The 15,261-nt window shown below is 63.4% G+C and carries 11 protein-coding genes and 1 pseudogene; 9 read left to right on the top strand and 3 right to left on the bottom strand.

Annotated features, from left to right (window positions below; translation table 11 throughout):
* Positions 1-23 precede the first annotated feature (23 nt).
* From IVB07_RS18025 to IVB07_RS18045, 5 genes are all read left to right on the top strand, one after another.
* Positions 24-542, top strand: coding sequence for a YcnI family protein (locus IVB07_RS18025; RefSeq protein ID WP_018455060.1), 519 nt, complete (start codon positions 24-26; stop codon positions 540-542).
* Positions 542-2,104: a CopD family protein gene (locus tag IVB07_RS18030; RefSeq protein ID WP_018455059.1), complete on the top strand. Its 1,563-nt coding sequence runs from the start codon at positions 542-544 to the stop codon at positions 2,102-2,104. Before IVB07_RS18025 ends, IVB07_RS18030 begins: the two co-directional genes overlap by 1 nt.
* A 153-nt stretch (positions 2,105-2,257) precedes the next feature.
* A complete protein-coding gene (proS, locus tag IVB07_RS18035) occupies positions 2,258-3,577 on the top strand; it encodes a proline--tRNA ligase (RefSeq protein WP_018455058.1) in 1,320 nt (439 codons plus the stop codon).
* 90 nt (positions 3,578-3,667) lie between these two features.
* Positions 3,668-4,948, top strand: coding sequence for a lipoprotein-releasing ABC transporter permease subunit (locus tag IVB07_RS18040; protein ID WP_018455057.1), 1,281 nt, complete (start codon positions 3,668-3,670; stop codon positions 4,946-4,948).
* 7 nt (positions 4,949-4,955) lie between these two features.
* Positions 4,956-5,657 (top strand): ABC transporter ATP-binding protein, encoded by a 702-nt coding sequence (locus IVB07_RS18045; RefSeq protein WP_018455056.1) that lies wholly within the window; start codon positions 4,956-4,958, stop codon positions 5,655-5,657.
* A 77-nt stretch (positions 5,658-5,734) separates the two neighbouring features.
* On the opposite strand, the pseudogene IVB07_RS18050 reads toward IVB07_RS18045, so the two are convergent.
* A pseudogene (locus tag IVB07_RS18050) lies at positions 5,735-6,801 on the bottom strand (zinc-binding alcohol dehydrogenase family protein).
* Between the two features lie 107 nt (positions 6,802-6,908).
* Between IVB07_RS18050 and IVB07_RS18055 the strand changes: the two are divergent.
* Positions 6,909-7,682, top strand: a complete 774-nt coding sequence (locus IVB07_RS18055) for a helix-turn-helix transcriptional regulator (RefSeq protein WP_018455054.1) — start codon at positions 6,909-6,911, stop codon at positions 7,680-7,682.
* A 27-nt stretch (positions 7,683-7,709) separates the two neighbouring features.
* Here the strand turns inward: IVB07_RS18055 and IVB07_RS18060 are convergent, their stop codons facing one another.
* Positions 7,710-9,128 carry a PLP-dependent aminotransferase family protein gene (locus IVB07_RS18060; protein ID WP_247362612.1) on the bottom strand — a complete coding sequence of 473 codons (1,419 nt, stop codon included), beginning with the start codon at positions 9,126-9,128 and terminating at the stop codon, positions 7,710-7,712.
* Between the two features lie 137 nt (positions 9,129-9,265).
* Here IVB07_RS18060 and IVB07_RS18065 point away from each other — a divergent pair, with 137 nt between their 5' ends.
* Positions 9,266-9,727 (top strand): carboxymuconolactone decarboxylase family protein, encoded by a 462-nt coding sequence (locus IVB07_RS18065; RefSeq protein WP_018455053.1) that lies wholly within the window; start codon positions 9,266-9,268, stop codon positions 9,725-9,727.
* Positions 9,728-9,838: 111 nt separating this feature from the next.
* Positions 9,839-10,456 carry an HD domain-containing protein gene (locus IVB07_RS18070; RefSeq protein ID WP_245288409.1) on the top strand — a complete coding sequence of 206 codons (618 nt, stop codon included), beginning with the start codon at positions 9,839-9,841 and terminating at the stop codon, positions 10,454-10,456.
* 35 nt (positions 10,457-10,491) lie between these two features.
* On the opposite strand, the gene IVB07_RS18075 is transcribed toward IVB07_RS18070, so the two are convergent.
* Positions 10,492-11,478 (bottom strand): hypothetical protein, encoded by a 987-nt coding sequence (locus IVB07_RS18075; protein WP_245288408.1) that lies wholly within the window; start codon positions 11,476-11,478, stop codon positions 10,492-10,494.
* A 605-nt stretch (positions 11,479-12,083) separates the two neighbouring features.
* Between IVB07_RS18075 and IVB07_RS18080 the strand changes: the two genes are divergently transcribed.
* Complete coding sequence (locus tag IVB07_RS18080) at positions 12,084-15,233, top strand: GAF domain-containing protein (protein ID WP_018455050.1); 3,150 nt, start codon at positions 12,084-12,086, stop codon at positions 15,231-15,233.
* Positions 15,234-15,261 lie beyond the last annotated feature (28 nt).

Genomic DNA, 15,261 nt, shown 5'->3' on the forward strand with positions numbered 1-15,261 from the left:
TCTGGACCTTTGGGAGATCCAATATGTCGAAGCGAACCTGGCTGATTGTTCTGAGCGTATTTGCGGCAACGCCAGCGACTGCGCACGTCTTCCTCGAAGGCAAGCAGGCAACCGTGGGGGGATCGTACAAGGCCGTCTTCGCTGTCCCGCACGGTTGCGCCGGCTCGCCCACGGTGAAAATCCGGGTGCAGATCCCGGAAGGCGTGATCGCGGTGAAACCGATGCCGAAGGCGGGCTGGAGTGTTGACGTGGTCGAGGGCAAATATGCCAGCGAATACGACTATCACGGCAACAAGCTTTCGTCCGGCGTCAAGGAGGTGACCTGGTCCGGCGGTAAGCTGCCGGACAAGAACTATGACGAGTTCGTCATGCACACGGCCCTGACCGACACGCTCAAACCGAACACAATCCTGTACTTCCCCGTCGTCCAGGAATGCGAGACCGGCGTCAGCCGCTGGATCGAGATCCCCGCGGAGGGGGCAGGGCATTCGCACGAGGGCAAGTCACCGGCGCCGGGCGTAAAACTTCTGCCAAAACCCTGATGCGCCTGCTCGCCGCGCTGGCGACGCTGCTTCTCGTTGTCGGCTTCGCGACCGGCGCCTCGGCGCACGCGGCGCTCGTCGCGGTCGAGCCGGCGAGCGGCAGCATGCTCGCGAGCGCGCCGAAGGCGGTGGAGTTGCGCTTCAATGAGACAGTGACGCCGGGCGCGATCCGGCTGATCGACGGCGCGGGCAGGGCGCGGGATGATGTGCGCGTCAACGCATCGGGCGAGACCATCTCGGTCGCGATGCCGATGGACATGCCGCAGGGCACGGCGGTCGTCAGCTATCGCGTGATCTCGCAGGACGGCCATCCCGTTACGGGATCGGTGATCTTCTCTATCGGCACGCCGACGGGGACGCAACCTCCCGCAAACGCCGATCGCGGATTGAACGTGCTGATCTGGCTGGCGCGGGTCGGTCTCTATCTTGGCCTCTTCGTCGGCGTCGGCGGCGCGTTCTTTGCGCGCTGGGTTGCGTGGTCGATGACGGGCATAACCGTCCCGCGTGTGGCGCTCGCCATCGGTCTCCCGAGCGCGGTGGTGTCCCTTGGCGTGTTGGGGCTTGATCTCCTCGGGCTACCGTTGTCGGCTCTCGCGACGATGGCTCCCTGGAAAGTGGCATTCGGGACCAGCGCGGGCCCCGCCTTGCTCGTGGCCGTCGCTGCAATGCTGTTCGCATTGCTGGCGCTAGGCAGCGCGTGGTGCGCGCGCGCTCTGACCATTATTGCCTTCGTCGGCGTCGGCTTGTCGCTGGCAATGACCGGGCACGCCGCTACGGCACCGCCCGAACTGTTGACCCGGCCGGCAATCTTTCTCCATGGTCTTGGTGTTGCCTTCTGGATTGGAGCCCTCGCACCGCTGGTCGCCCTGTTATCGAAGCGGCCCGCCGTGGCATTGCCTGTCGTGAACCGCTTCTCTCGCCTCGCCGCGCCGGTCGTTGGTGTTCTCGCATTGACCGGCCTCGCGCTCGCCATCGTCCAGCTTGAGGATCCGTCTGCATTGGTCGAGACCCGCTACGGGCTCATCCTCTCGATCAAGCTCGCGCTGGTCCTCGTGCTGTTGGCGCTTGCCGCGCTCAACCGCTTCCGCCTGACCCCGGCGCTCGCGGGAGATCACAAGGCTGCGCCGGCCCTGAAGCGCTCGATCGTGATCGAATGCGCCATCGCGCTCGGCATCTTCGCCGTGGTCGCCGGCTGGCGCTTCACGCCGCCGCCGCGGACGATCGTTCCGGAGACCCCGCTGGCGATCCACATCCACACCGACAGGGCGATGTTTCAGATCCTGGTCTCGCCGGGTAAGGCGGGTATCGACGATTTCGTGCTGCAGCTCATCACTGGCGAGGGGGCGGTGCTGGAGGCCAAGGAGGTGACGCTGACGCTGAGCCTGCCCGAACGCGGCATCGAGCCGATGGAGCGGAACGCCTCGCTCGGGCCGGACAGCTACTGGCACGTGCGCAAGGTCGAGCTGCCCTTTGCGGGCCGCTGGCATGTGCGGATCGACGCGCTGGTGAGCGATTTCGAGAAGATCACGCTGGAGGACGAGCTTGAGGTGGCGGCGCCCTGAATCGGGCTCTTCGGCACATCACGTCGAATCTGAAGTCGACGGAAAAATGACAGGAATTCCGCTGTGTTAGCGGGTTTTCCTCATTCCCGGTCTTGTGTTTTGGCTCCCAATCCGGTTTCACTGCAAGTCATCACTGATTCCTCGAGTATTGCCATGCGGTTGTCGCGGTTCTTTCTGCCCATTCTGAAGGAAAATCCGAAAGAGGCGGAGATCGTCTCGCATCGGCTGATGCTGCGTGCCGGCATGATCCGGCAGGAGGCCGCCGGCATCTATGCCTGGCTGCCGCTCGGCTTCCGCGTCTTGAAGAAGATCGAGCAGATCGTGCGCGAGGAGCAGGACCGCTCCGGCGCGCTGGAACTGTTGATGCCGACGCTCCAGCTCGCTGACCTCTGGCGCGAGAGCGGCCGCTACGATGCCTATGGCCCCGAGATGCTGCGCATCGCCGACCGGCACAAGCGTGAGCTGCTGTATGGCCCGACCAACGAGGAAATGATCACCGAGATCTTCCGCGCCTATGTGAAGTCCTACAAGAGCCTGCCGCTGAATCTCTATCATATTCAATGGAAATTCCGCGACGAGCAGCGTCCGCGCTTCGGCGTGATGCGCGGCCGCGAGTTCCTGATGAAGGACGCCTATTCATTCGACCTCAACGAGGCCGCGGCGCGCGTCGCCTACAACAAGATGTTCGTCGCGTATTTGCGCACCTTCGCGCGGATGGGGCTGAAGGCGATCCCGATGCGCGCCGAGACCGGCCCGATCGGCGGCGATCTCAGTCATGAGTTCATTGTGCTGGCCGAGACCGGCGAATCCGGCGTGTTCATCAATCGCGACGTGCTGGACCTGCCGGTGCCGGGCGAGGACGTCGACTATGAGAGCGATTTGACGCCGATCATCAAGCAATGGACGTCGGTCTATGCGGCGACGGAAGACGTTCACGACGCCGCGCGCTTCGAGCAGGAAGTGCCCGCGGACAAGCGGGTGAACACCCGCGGTATCGAGGTCGGGCAGATCTTCTATTTCGGCACGAAGTATTCCGAGGCGATGAAGGCGCTGGTGGCAGGCCCCGACGGTGTCGACGTGCCGATCCACGGCGGCTCCTACGGCGTCGGCGTCTCGCGCCTGCTCGGCGCCATTATCGAGGCCTGCCATGACGATGCCGGCATCAAATGGCCGGAGGCCGTTGCCCCGTTCCGCGTGTCGATTCTCAACCTCAAGCAGGGCGATGCCGCGGTCGATGCGGCCTGCGAGAAGCTCTATGCGGAGCTGTCCGCCAAGTGCGTCGACGTGCTCTACGACGACACCGAACAGCGCGCCGGAGCCAAATTCGCCGCCGCCGACCTGATCGGCATTCCGTGGCAGATCATGATCGGGCCGAAAGGGCTCGCCGACGGCAAGGTCGAGCTCAAGCGGCGAAGTGACGGCGCCCGCGAGACCATGTCGCCTGCGGACGCGGTCGCAAGACTTGTGGGCTGATAAGGCTGGTCGGCTGAATATTGTTCATCGCCCGAGATCGCGGCCGCCAATCCGGCCACATTTGACCCCGAATCATGGGACTATCGAGCGATGGATGAGACCATGACCGAAACTGTTCAAACCGCGCCTTTTGCACCATTCGAGTGGATGCTGTCGGGGCGCTACCTACGGGCGCGCCGCAAGGAGGGATTCATCTCGGTCATCGCCGGGTTCTCCTTCCTCGGCATCATGCTGGGCGTGGCGACACTGATTATCGTCATGGCCGTCATGAACGGCTTCCGCAAGGAGTTGCTCGACAAGATACTCGGGCTCAACGGCCACATCCTGGTCCAGCCGCTGGAATCGCCGCTGACCGACTGGAAGGACGTCGCCGACCGCCTCAGTCAGGTCCAGGGCATTCGGCTCGCAGCGCCCGTGGTGGATGGCCAGGCGCTGGCGTCATCGCCGTGGAACGCCTCCGGCGTCCTGGTGCGCGGCATCCGCTCCGACGACCTCAACAACCTCACCTCGATCGCCAAGAACATCAAGCAGGGCTCGCTCGAGGGCTTCGATGACGGGCAGGGGGTCGCGATCGGCCGGCGCCTCGCTGACCAGCTGTCGCTGCACGCCGGCGACAGCATCACGCTGGTGGCGCCTAAGGGCGCGGTCACGCCGATGGGCACGACACCGCGCATCAAGCCGTACAAGATCGCCGCGGTGTTCGAGATCGGCATGTCCGAGTATGATCTCGGCTTCGTGTTCATGCCGCTCGCGGAGGCGCAGGCCTATTTCAACCGCAGCAACGACGTCACCTCGATCGAGGTCTTCACCACCAATCCGGATCAGATCGTCGCGTTCCGCCAGGCCGTGACGGAGGCGGCGGGCCGGCCGGTGTTTCTGGTGGACTGGCGGCAGCGCAACTCGACCTTCTTCAACGCGCTCCAGGTCGAACGCAACGTGATGTTCCTGATCCTCACCATGATCGTGCTGGTCGCCGCGCTCAACATCGTTTCCGGCCTGATCATGCTGGTGAAGGACAAGGGCAGCGACATCGCGATCCTGCGGACCATGGGGGCCTCGCAAGGCTCGATCATGCGCATCTTCCTGATCACGGGCGCCTCGATCGGCGTGGTCGGTACGATGGTCGGCTTCATCGTCGGGCTGGTGATCTGCCTGAACATCGAATCGATCAGGCAATTCCTGTCCTGGCTGACCAGCACCGAACTGTTTTCGCCAGAGCTATATTTCCTGTCGAAGCTGCCCGCCGAGATCGACATCGGCGAGACCTCGGCCGTCGTGATCATGGCGCTGACGCTGTCGTTCCTGGCGACGCTGTATCCGTCCTGGCGCGCCGCGCGCCTCGATCCCGTCGAAGCGCTGCGGTACGAGTGAGGGGCTGATGGAGCAGCAGGGGGCGGAAGATGTACCGGTCATTTATCTCCACGAGATAAAGCGACAGTACTTGCAGGGCGAGGTGCCGCTGACGATCCTCGACGGCGCCAAGCTCGCGCTGTGGGCGGGGCAGTCCGTCGCGCTGGTGGCGCCGTCAGGCTCGGGCAAGTCGACGCTGCTGCACATCGCGGGTCTGTTGGAAGCGCCTGATTCCGGCGAGGTCTACGTCAATGGCGCGCCGACCTCGCAACTGCCCGACATCGAGCGCACCCAGCTTCGCCGCACCGACATCGGCTTTGTCTACCAGTCCCACCGGCTGTTGCCGGAGTTCTCGGCGCTGGAGAACGTCATGCTGCCGCAGATGATCCGCGGCCTCAAGAAATCCGAGAGCGTCAAGCGCGCCAAGGAGATCCTTGGCTATCTCGGCCTCGGCGAGCGCATCACGCACCGTCCGTCCGAGCTGTCGGGCGGCGAGCAGCAGCGCGTTGCAATCGCGCGCGCGGTGGCCAATGCTCCGCGGGTGCTGTTTGCGGACGAGCCGACCGGCAATCTCGATCCGCACACCGCTGACCACGTCTTCCAGGCCCTGATGCAGCTCGTCAAGGCGACCAAGGTCTCGATGCTGATCGCGACCCACAACATGGAGCTCGCCGGCCGGATGGACCGCCGCGTGTCGCTGTCGAACGGCCAGGTGGTCGAGCTCGAGTAAAAACCGCGAAAACAACCCCATGCACAGTAGCCAAGTGCTTGGGCGCACTGACGAAAAAAATGGTGCTCCCGGGAGGTTCAAGGCCGGATCACCGTCAATTTGAACGGCCCGCCATTGGCTGCGGCATGGGCTACCGCCTCATTGGCGTGGTCGAGGTCGAAGGCCGTGGCCTCGTACTCCTCCAGCCTCAGCAGTCCCGCGCGCACCAGCGCGATCAGGCGGCTTGCCGCATCCGGCGGATACATCCAGACGCCGTGGATGCTGATGCAGTTGCGCATGATCCAGGGGTAGGGCAGCTCGAGGCCAGCGCCGCCGGCCATGCCGACGCCACCCATCAGCACGACGCGGCCATTGGGGCGCACCGTCATGATCGCCGCGCGCACCACATTCGTGCTCACCGAGGGCGGCATGATGTCGAGCACGCAGTCGATCGGCCCGGGCGCCGCACGCTTCATGCTCTCGCGGTCGTGATCCTCGTTGCCGGAGAGTTTGACCGGCTTCACGCGATCGCCGAAACGGCGGACGAGGTCGGCCAAGATCTTGTCGTTGCGGCCGGGCGCGACCACGCAGGCCGCGCCCATCGCGAGCGCGACGGAGACGGCTGCGCTGCCGAAATTGCCGGTGGCCCCGCTCACCAGCACGGTCTCGCCGGGCTGAAGGCTGGCGGCGAGAAAGCCGCCATAGGGCACCAGCAGCGTCCCCAGCGCGCACCATCGCGTGGCGTCCTCCGACGCGATCGTGCCAAGCCGTTTGACGTTCTCCGTCGGCACCCGCATCTGCTCGGCGAACGAGCCATGGCGAAAATGCTGTTGCAGGCGCATGGCGCCGGCACCGGGGGCAGTGAGTCCTTGCAGGGCAATGTCGGGCGCTGCGGCGTCGTCGCGCGAGCGCACCGTCGGGTCGCAGAACACCCAGTCGCCAACGCTGAGCTTGGTTGCGTCCGGGCCGATGGCGCGTACCCGGCCGATGCCGCCTGGCCCCGGGATGATCGGCAGGTCGAGGGCATAGTTGCGTGCCCCGCTGAAGACCTCGTTCATGTAGGACAGCACCCGCGTTGCGATGACGTCCACGATGACCTCGCCCGTGCCGAGCACAGGGTCCGCGGCTTCCTCAATCCAAATGATTTCAATACGGCAGCTTTCATGATCTCACCTCAAAGTGGGTTGAAGCCCATATGCGCCGCCTTTCCAGGCCCAGGAAGGCCTGGTATTATCCTAGTATTCCCCAAGCCCTCCATCGAGGCACGTCACCATGGCCGACCCACGCCGCGTCGAATTCGGCGACTTCCTCAGGTCCCGCCGCGAAAAGCTGTCGCCGAAGACGGTCGGGCTTCCCGCGGGCCGGCGGCGTCGCACGGCGGGCCTGCGCCGCGAAGAGGTGGCGCAGCTCGCCGGCATCGGCGTCGACTGGTACATCCGCCTCGAGCAGGGCCGCACCGTCAGCCCCTCGGTCACCACCGTGGATGCGCTGGCGCGAGCGTTGCGCCTCAGCAAGACCGAGCACGCCCATCTCAAGGCACTTGCGCGCGACGGCGATAGGCGCGCGTTCACGCGCGAGATCGTGCCGCCCCCCGTTCGGCGGATGATCGAGAGCCTGGCGCAGCCGGCCTATGTCACGGGGCGGCGCTGGGACGTGCTGGCCTGGAACGCGGCGGCCGAGGAGATCTTCGGGTTCGGACAATTGCCCGAGCAGGACCGCAACACGCTGCTGCTGGTCATGACGAACAAGCAGACGCGAAAATTCTACGGTGCCGGCTGGGCTGACATCGCCAAGAGCATGGTCGCGATGTTTCGCGCCACTCACGACGTCTGGGCCGGCGATCCCGCCTTTACGGAATTGCTGACGCGGCTGCGCCAGGGCAGTCCGGAATTCGTCAAATGGTGGGAGGCGCACGAGATCCGCAGCACTGCCGCGGGCCTCAAGATCATGAACCATCCGACCAAGGGCGTGCTCCGGTTCGAGCACACGAGCTTTCAGGCCAATGACGATCCGGCGCTGAAGCTCGTGATCTACACGCCGGTGTAGATTGCGGAAACATGGGGTCGAAGCTCGTCACGTATGACGGTCGATGATCTGAAGGAGCCGATCGCAGGACGCCTCGATCCTCTTGTGGGGAGATGTGGCGACGCCCAGCAACAGGCCGGATCGCGCCGAGGCCGCGGACGCATGCCATAGCGATAGGGGCGTGGGCGCCAACCCAAACGATGCTGCTTCCCTCGCGATCGCGACGTCGGAGGTTCCGTCCGGCAGTCTCAGGACCGCGGCCAATCCGGCGATCGCAACGTCCTTCGCAACGTCCTTGGCGCGTGCCTTCAAATATTTCAGCAGCGCATCGACTTGCGCGGCATAGGCCCGCTTCGTGCGTCGAAGATGCCGCAGATAGTGGCCGTCGCGGATGAATTCGGCGGTTGCGAGCTGTACGGAGGGCCCGGGCGCCGGAGCGAGGCATGCCGCTACCTCGGCAAAACGGGATGCCAGAGAGGCGGGTGCAACGACGAAGCCCAGCCGCAAGGCAGGAGTCAGGGTCTTGCTGAACGACCCGATGTGAATCACGCGCCCGAAACGATCGAGAGAGGCGAGCGCCGGTGTGGCCCGCCCTCTCAGCTGAAGCTCGCTCAGATAGTCGTCCTCGATCACCCATACCCCTTCCTGGGCTGCCCAGTCGAGAAGACATGAACGTCTTGCCAGCGACAAGGTGGAGCCAAGCGGTGCCTGCTGTCCCGGCGTCACGACCACCAACGCAGCATCAGGAGCGTGTTTCAGGCCGTAACGGACGTCAATGCCGTCTACATCAACCGGGATCGGCCTGATCGACAACCTTGCAAGCTCAAGGCCGTGTCTTGTGAAGGGGAAGCCCGGGTCCTCCATCCAGACCTTCTTCTGCTCGAGGCCGAGAACCCGCAGTGCCAGTCCGAGGCCGCTGCTGAAGCCGCCGGTGATGATGATCTGCGACGGTGCACATTCGATACCCCGCGCCAGCGCGAGATATGCCGCAATGTCGCGCCTCAATTCCAGCTCGCCGCGGGGATCCCGATAAATGGCCGGTGCGCTGGTTTCCGCGCGCACCGCCCGCGTGCGCATCCTCGAGAAGAGCTTGGCGGGAAAGGTCTCGTGAGCGGGCACACCCATTTGGAAAACGGCCGGTCCCGCAGTGAGCTCCTGGTACATCTCCATGAACGAGCCGGGGTGGGGAGCGGCTTCCTGCCGAGGGGTAAAGGCGGGTCGATCCGCAACACGCGTTCCGGTCGCGCGCGACGCGACGATCAGTTGCGCAGAGGAAAGTTTTTCGTAGGCCGATCGCACGGTGCCGCGCGCCACGCCCAGCTGAGCCGCCAAATCCTGCCATGAGGGCAGACGAGCTCCCGGAGCCAGCACGCCGCTCTCGATGGCAGCTCCGATACCTCTGCGGATTTGTTCCGCCAATGGCGTCTTCGCAGATCGATCGAGCTCCAGCTGCAGCGGTTTGACCATGCCCCCGTGGTACACGATTTTCGTCCATTCTTGGTGCTTTTTTGTAGACCATGGCGGGGCCATTTATCGGGCAGGGAAGTACATGGCGGAAGTACATGGCGACAGCCGCCGAACAGAACCGATCATGGAGTATGAAAATGGCTAAGCGTCTCGACTACGACCGCATTGCACCCGCAGGCATGAAAGCGCTCGGCGGCGTTTACGGCTATGTCATGCAGAGCAATCTTCCTGCAACGCTCGTCACTCTGGTTTATCTGCGCATTTCGCAGATCAACAATTGCGCCTACTGCCTCGACATGCACACGCGCGATCTGCTGAAGAGCGGACAGAAGATCGAAAAGATCGCGCTGGTGCAGGCCTGGGCGGAAGGCGGTCATCTCTTCGACGAGCGGGAGCGTGCCGCCCTCGCATGGGCTGAAACGGTGACCCGTGTGGCCGAAACCGGCATCCCGGATCAAGCTTACGAGGCTGCCCGCGCCGTCTTCGAGGAGCGCGAGCTCGTCGATCTCACCATCGCGATCGGCCTGATGAATGCGTACAATCGCATGGCAATCAGCTTCCGAAATACGCCACAGGCCGCGAAAGAGATGGCAGCCTGACCCCGGTGCCAGACGGCAAGAGGGTAAACACATGCCATCGACTGCGACGGCATGTCCTGAGATATCGGCGATTCAAGGCAGGAGCTTGAAATGACCATCGCAATTTCCGGCGTGAAGATTCCCGACAGCAAGATCACACGGGAGGCCGCCGAGCTGGTGCGCCAGTACGAAAACGACATGTTGTTCAACCACTCGGTCCGCGTCTTTGTGTTCGGCGCGATCAAGGGACATCGGCAAAATCTGAAATTCGATTCCGAGCTGCTCTACATCGCGGCGCTGTTCCACGATCTCGGGCTTGTCGACCATTACCATACACAGACCAAGCGATTTGAAGTTGAGGGCGCCGATGCCGCCCGCGAATTTCTGAGGGGGCACGGCATCGACGAGCCAAAAGCCGATCTGGTTTGGGAGGCGATCGCGTTACATACGACGCCCGGAATTCCACAATACATGCGGCCGGAAATCGCTCTCACGAATGCGGGTGTGTTGGTCGACGTCGTGGGGATTGGCTATGACGAGTACTCGCCAGAGCAGCGCGACCAGGTGACCACCGCATTTCCGCGCGGTGATTTCAAGAACGAATTCCTTCAGGTACAAACCTGCTCGGCCTTGAAGAAGCCGCAGACCACGTTCGGGACTGTCAATTTCGATTACATCGAAGATCACGACCCCACATTTCACAAGCCGAACGCATGCACGCGCATCCGCAACACTCCCTGGCGGAGCTGACCTTCGGCGCGATGTTCGAGTTTCGCCACGTTGACTCATGGCGACGGTGCGGCCGGGGGCGTTACGCTGGCGTTCGGCTGCTGAATGGCCGGCCACGGGCTCTTCGGAGCCGGCGTCGCCGCCGCGCATGACGCCGCAAGCTGCGGCCACACTGACGTCAGGCCCGTCAAGTCGATGTCGAATTTCGTGATGTCCGCCTTGTCGTCGGGTAACAGCGTGGTTTCGCGGACATGGAGGGAGCGGGACGCCAGTATCGCTTTGAGCATGTCCGGATCAATGCTGCCGCGCCAGACTTCGTATTTTCCGGCCCGCAACACAGACCCTCCGGCCGCGTTGTCCGGAGCGGCGTCCGCCGTCACCAGGATGGTGGTCTTGCCGATGGCCGTCTCGTCGATCTCGCGCGCGAATGTCAACGGCACGCGCTTTCCGCTTTCGCAGGACAGACGCCATTCCATAGGCCGGAACGACGCGCCGTTCTCCTTCAGCATCGCGATCTTGCGGACGAAGGGGCGCGCTTCCTTTTCCAGTTTCCACGCCGTTTCGGCAAGCGAACGCGTGTCGATGCCGAAACGATAGAGCTCGGCGCGCGTCAGCAGGTGCAGGTTTTCGAACTTCACCGTCCGGATCAGATCGTCTAGCTCGCGGCTGATTCCCATCGCCGCGATGAACGCAGCGCGATCGCGATCGGCCCTGGCCATCCGGCGCTGCCTGTATTCCGCGACCGCCGCCGGAGGCGGATGCCCGTGAAAGGCAAGGACCAGCCTGGAATTATGGACCGCCAGCGCGGCGTCGGGGGCGACCTCGCGCGATGTCGCTCCGAGAAACAGGTAGCCGCAGGCCGAGTTGCACATCGCATGGTAAGTGGTGAGTTCGGCTTCCACCTCGCCGCCGGTATTTTTTATTTTCAGGCACGCGGCGTCCACCTGCGTGCCCGCGGCGCACGCCGTCGCGATGGTCCGGCCAACCCGACCGATCGCCTTGCGGCTGCGCAACAACCGCCCGATGACATAGGACTGCTCCACGTTTCCGCCCGGTGAATAGAGGTAGATCGGACGCTGCGTGTCCTTGACGCCGGCAAGGAAGCGGCGAATGCGCGGCGCAGCGTCCTGGTCGATATCGCCCTCGATGGCGATCCAGCGGTCGCAGCCCGGTCCGCAGGCGTCTGGTGGTCCCTTGGCAAGATAGATCGTCAGCCTGGATGCAAATCCAGTCTTCTCGGCCGGCGTCCCTTCGGCGTGCAATGCGCCAGGAAGCATCAGCGAGGCCAGGACAAGCAGACTACGGGCGAGCATGAAACGACGGGGACCACCCGCAGTGAAAAGCAGAGATCGATGTTACACGATGATCCGCGCAGCCACAACTTGCGGTGGCGCATCCGCACGGGTCTGTCCGCGACGGCTGGATTGGCAATCTGGGGGCGATGTGGGAGCAGGCAGAACAGCATCTCCCAAGGGGACGGTGACGACAGGAACCTAAATGCCATCATGCGGTTATCGCGCAGACAATTTGCGCGACCCGGCTGCATCACTCAGAAAGTCAGGCGGGCTACCTGTGGTCGAAGCGAACAGCAGCGGGACGATCAAGCAGTAGCTCCTCGTGGAGCTAGGAACGTGGCAGGGGAAGACCAATGACGACAGCGACCGGGATCCGCTCGGCCGATCGCAATTCCGTCTTAGCCACACTCGGCGACTTCATCCGAGAGATCAGCAATCCCGACGATCTCGCCTATGCTGCGGCGGAACTGCTCGGCCGCAGCCTGAACGTCAGCCGGGCGGGCTATGGCACGGTCGACACCTCAGCCGAGACCATCACCATTGTCCGCGACTGGAACGCACCGGGCATCCTGAGCCTCGCAGGCGTGCTGCGCTTCCGCGACTATGGCAGCTACATCGAAGATCTCAAGCGGGGCGAGACCGTCATCTGTGCCGATGCTGAAAAAGACCCTCGCGTCGGCGATCGTGCCGAGGCTCTCGAGGCGATCTCTGCGCGTGCGCTCGTCAACATGCCGATCTCGGAGGCCGATGGGGTCGTGGCGCTGCTGTATTTGAACAATGCCGGGCCGCGCGAATGGAGCCCCGAAGAGCTGGAGCTCATTCGCGATGTTGCCGAGCGTACGCGCACGGCCGTTGAGCGTCGCCGTGCTGAGACGGCCGTGCGGGAGAACGAAGCCCGGCTGCTTTTCCTGGACGCACTCAACAAGGAGACGGCCAGGACCCGCGATGCCGACGGCGTGATGGCGGTGACGACCAGGATGCTTGGCGAGCATCTCGAGGTATCGAGCTGTGCCTATGCCGATATGGATCCCGACCAGGACGGCTTCACCATACGCGGGGATTGGGCGGCGCCGGGCGCGGTGCATATCCTTGGTCACTACAGCCTGGCTGACTTCGGGAAGAAGGCGGTGCGAGAGCTCGGCGCCGGCAGGCCCCTGATCATCAATGACAATTTGAAGGAGCTTGCGCCTGAGGAAGCCGCCACTTTCCAGAACATCGGGATCGGTTCGACGATTTGCATGCCCTTGGTCAAAGAAGGGCAACTCACCGCCTTGATGGCGATCCATCACCGGGGCCCGCACCAGTGGACGCCGCGCGAACTCGCCTTGCTCACCGAAGTGACCGAACGGTCGTGGGCCCACATCGAGCGCGTCCGATCGGAACAGGCGGCGCGGGAGGCCGCCGAACGACTGACGCTTGCAAACAAGGCGGCTGGTATCGGCACCTGGGACTACGACCCGGTCAACAACGTTCTTCGATGGGATAGCCGCTGCAAGGAGGTGTTCGGTTTATCGCCGGACGCCGAAGTCAGCTATGAAGGGTCGTTCCTGAAGGGCCTTCATCCCGAAGACAGGCAGCGCGCCCACGAGGCCGTCTCCGCGGCGCTGACGCCGCACGCGCCGGCAAACTACAACATGGAATACCGGACCATTGGCATCGAGGATGGGGTCGAACGCTGGATCGCCGCGACCGGTCAAGCCATCTTTGCCAACGGCCAAGCTGTTCGGTTCATCGGAACGGTTCTGGATATCACCGCGCAAAAGAAAACCGAGCGTCATCTCAGAATACTCAATGATACCGGGGCCTCGGTCTCTCGCGAACGCGACCTCGACAAGATCGTCCAGATCGTGACGGATGCCGGCGTCGGACTCACCGGTGCTCAATTCGGCGCCTTTTTCTACAACGTTCTGGCGCCGGATGGCGGCAGCTACATGCTGTATTCGCTGTCTGGTGCGCCGCGATCCGCGTTTGAAAACTTTCCGATGCCGCGTAACACAGCCGTCTTTGGCCCGACCTTCGAGGGCTCCGGCGTGGTGAGGTCCGACGATATCCTGCGGGACCCCCGCTATGGCAAGAACGCGCCGCGGAAAGGCATGCCCGAGGGCCATCTTCCGGTCCGATCCTACCTGGCGGTCCCTGTGATCTCGCGCACCGGCGAAGTTTTCGGCGGACTTTTCTTCGGTCACGCCGAGACGGGTAAATTCCAAGCCGAGCAGGAGTCCGCGTTGCTTGGTATTGCGGGCCATGCCGCCACCGCTATCGACAACGCCCAGCTCTTGACCCGGCTCGAGGCGCTCAACGCCGGATTGGAGCAACGTGTTGCCGACGAAATTGCCGAGCGCATGAAGGCCGAAGAGCAATTGCGGCAATCCCAGAAGATGGAAGCCGTCGGGCAGTTGACCGGCGGCATTGCCCACGACTTCAACAATATGCTGGCCGTGATTCTCGGCAGCCTGAATCTTGCCAAGCGGCGGCTCGGCAGGGGAGAGGTCAGCATAGACCGCTTCATCGAGGGCGCCATCGACGGTGCAAATCGCGCAGCCACGTTGACGCAGAGGCTGCTCGCGTTCTCGCGCCAACAGCCGCTCGCGCCTGAGGTCGTGGACATCAACAAGATGGTCGGCGGGATGAGCGAGTTGCTCGAGCGCTCGCTGGGCGAGCTGATCCGCCTCGAGACGGTGTTGGCGGCTGGCCTCTGGCGGGTCAAGGCAGACCCGGCCCAGCTGGAAAGCGCGATGATCAACCTCGCGGTCAATGCGCGCGATGCCATGCCGAAGGGCGGCAGGCTGACAGTAGAAACCAGCAACGTCTCGATAGACCGAAAATATGCTCGCGAGTATGCACTCGCACCCGGGCAGTACGTTCTCGTGGCCGTGACGGACAACGGCACGGGAATTCCGGCCGACGTGCTGGGCAAGGTGTTCGATCCGTTTTTCACGACCAAGGTCGTGGGCAGGGGCACCGGTCTCGGCCTCAGTCAGGTCTACGGTTTCGTGCGGCAGTCGGGCGGCCATGTCAAAATTTACTCGGAAGTCGATGTTGGCACGACCGTGAAGATCTACCTTCCACGCTTCGCCGGCGAGGAGGCGGGCTCAGCTCTGTCACAGGAAGAAATACCCGCCGGTGCAAGCCATCAGAACGAAACCATTCTCGTCGTGGAAGACGACGAGCGCGTCCGCAACATTTCGTCCGAAAGCCTGCGCGAACTTGGCTACAACGTCATCGAGGCAGCCAGCGCCAAAGAGGCGATCAGGACGATCGAAAATGGTTTCGTTCCAGATCTGCTGTTCACGGATGTCGTCATGCCCGACATGACCGGCGCCGAGCTGGCGGCCGAGCTGTCGAAACGATACCCGGCGCTGAAAGTGCTGTTCACCACCGGCTACACGCGCAATGCAATCGTTCACAATGGCGTGCTCGATGCCGGCAAGCATCTGCTTCCCAAGCCCTTCGCTATCGAAGACCTGGCTGCCAAAGTCCGCACCTTGCTCGACGAGATCTGAACGCGTTTTGGAAACGATCTCTTCCGTT

The sequence above is a fragment of the Bradyrhizobium sp. 172 genome, from assembly GCF_023101065.1.
Classification (GTDB): Bacteria; Pseudomonadota; Alphaproteobacteria; order Rhizobiales; family Xanthobacteraceae; genus Bradyrhizobium; species Bradyrhizobium canariense_D.

Excerpts from the sequence above, each read along its gene's own strand:
- IVB07_RS18025 (WP_018455060.1), top strand. The coding sequence starts at position 24 with ATGTCGAAGCGAACCTGGCTGATTGTTCTGAGCGTATTTGCGGCAACG.
- IVB07_RS18055 (WP_018455054.1), top strand. The coding sequence starts at position 6,909 with ATGGCCGACCCACGCCGCGTCGAATTCGGCGACTTCCTCAGGTCCCGC.
- IVB07_RS18040 (WP_018455057.1), top strand. The coding sequence starts at position 3,668 with ATGGATGAGACCATGACCGAAACTGTTCAAACCGCGCCTTTTGCACCA.
- IVB07_RS18065 (WP_018455053.1), top strand. The coding sequence starts at position 9,266 with ATGGCTAAGCGTCTCGACTACGACCGCATTGCACCCGCAGGCATGAAA.
- IVB07_RS18045 (WP_018455056.1), top strand. The coding sequence starts at position 4,956 with ATGGAGCAGCAGGGGGCGGAAGATGTACCGGTCATTTATCTCCACGAG.
- proS (WP_018455058.1), top strand. The coding sequence starts at position 2,258 with ATGCGGTTGTCGCGGTTCTTTCTGCCCATTCTGAAGGAAAATCCGAAA.
- IVB07_RS18060 (WP_247362612.1), bottom strand. The coding sequence starts at position 9,128 with ATGGTCAAACCGCTGCAGCTGGAGCTCGATCGATCTGCGAAGACGCCA.
- IVB07_RS18080 (WP_018455050.1), top strand. The coding sequence starts at position 12,084 with ATGACGACAGCGACCGGGATCCGCTCGGCCGATCGCAATTCCGTCTTA.
- IVB07_RS18030 (WP_018455059.1), top strand. The coding sequence starts at position 542 with ATGCGCCTGCTCGCCGCGCTGGCGACGCTGCTTCTCGTTGTCGGCTTC.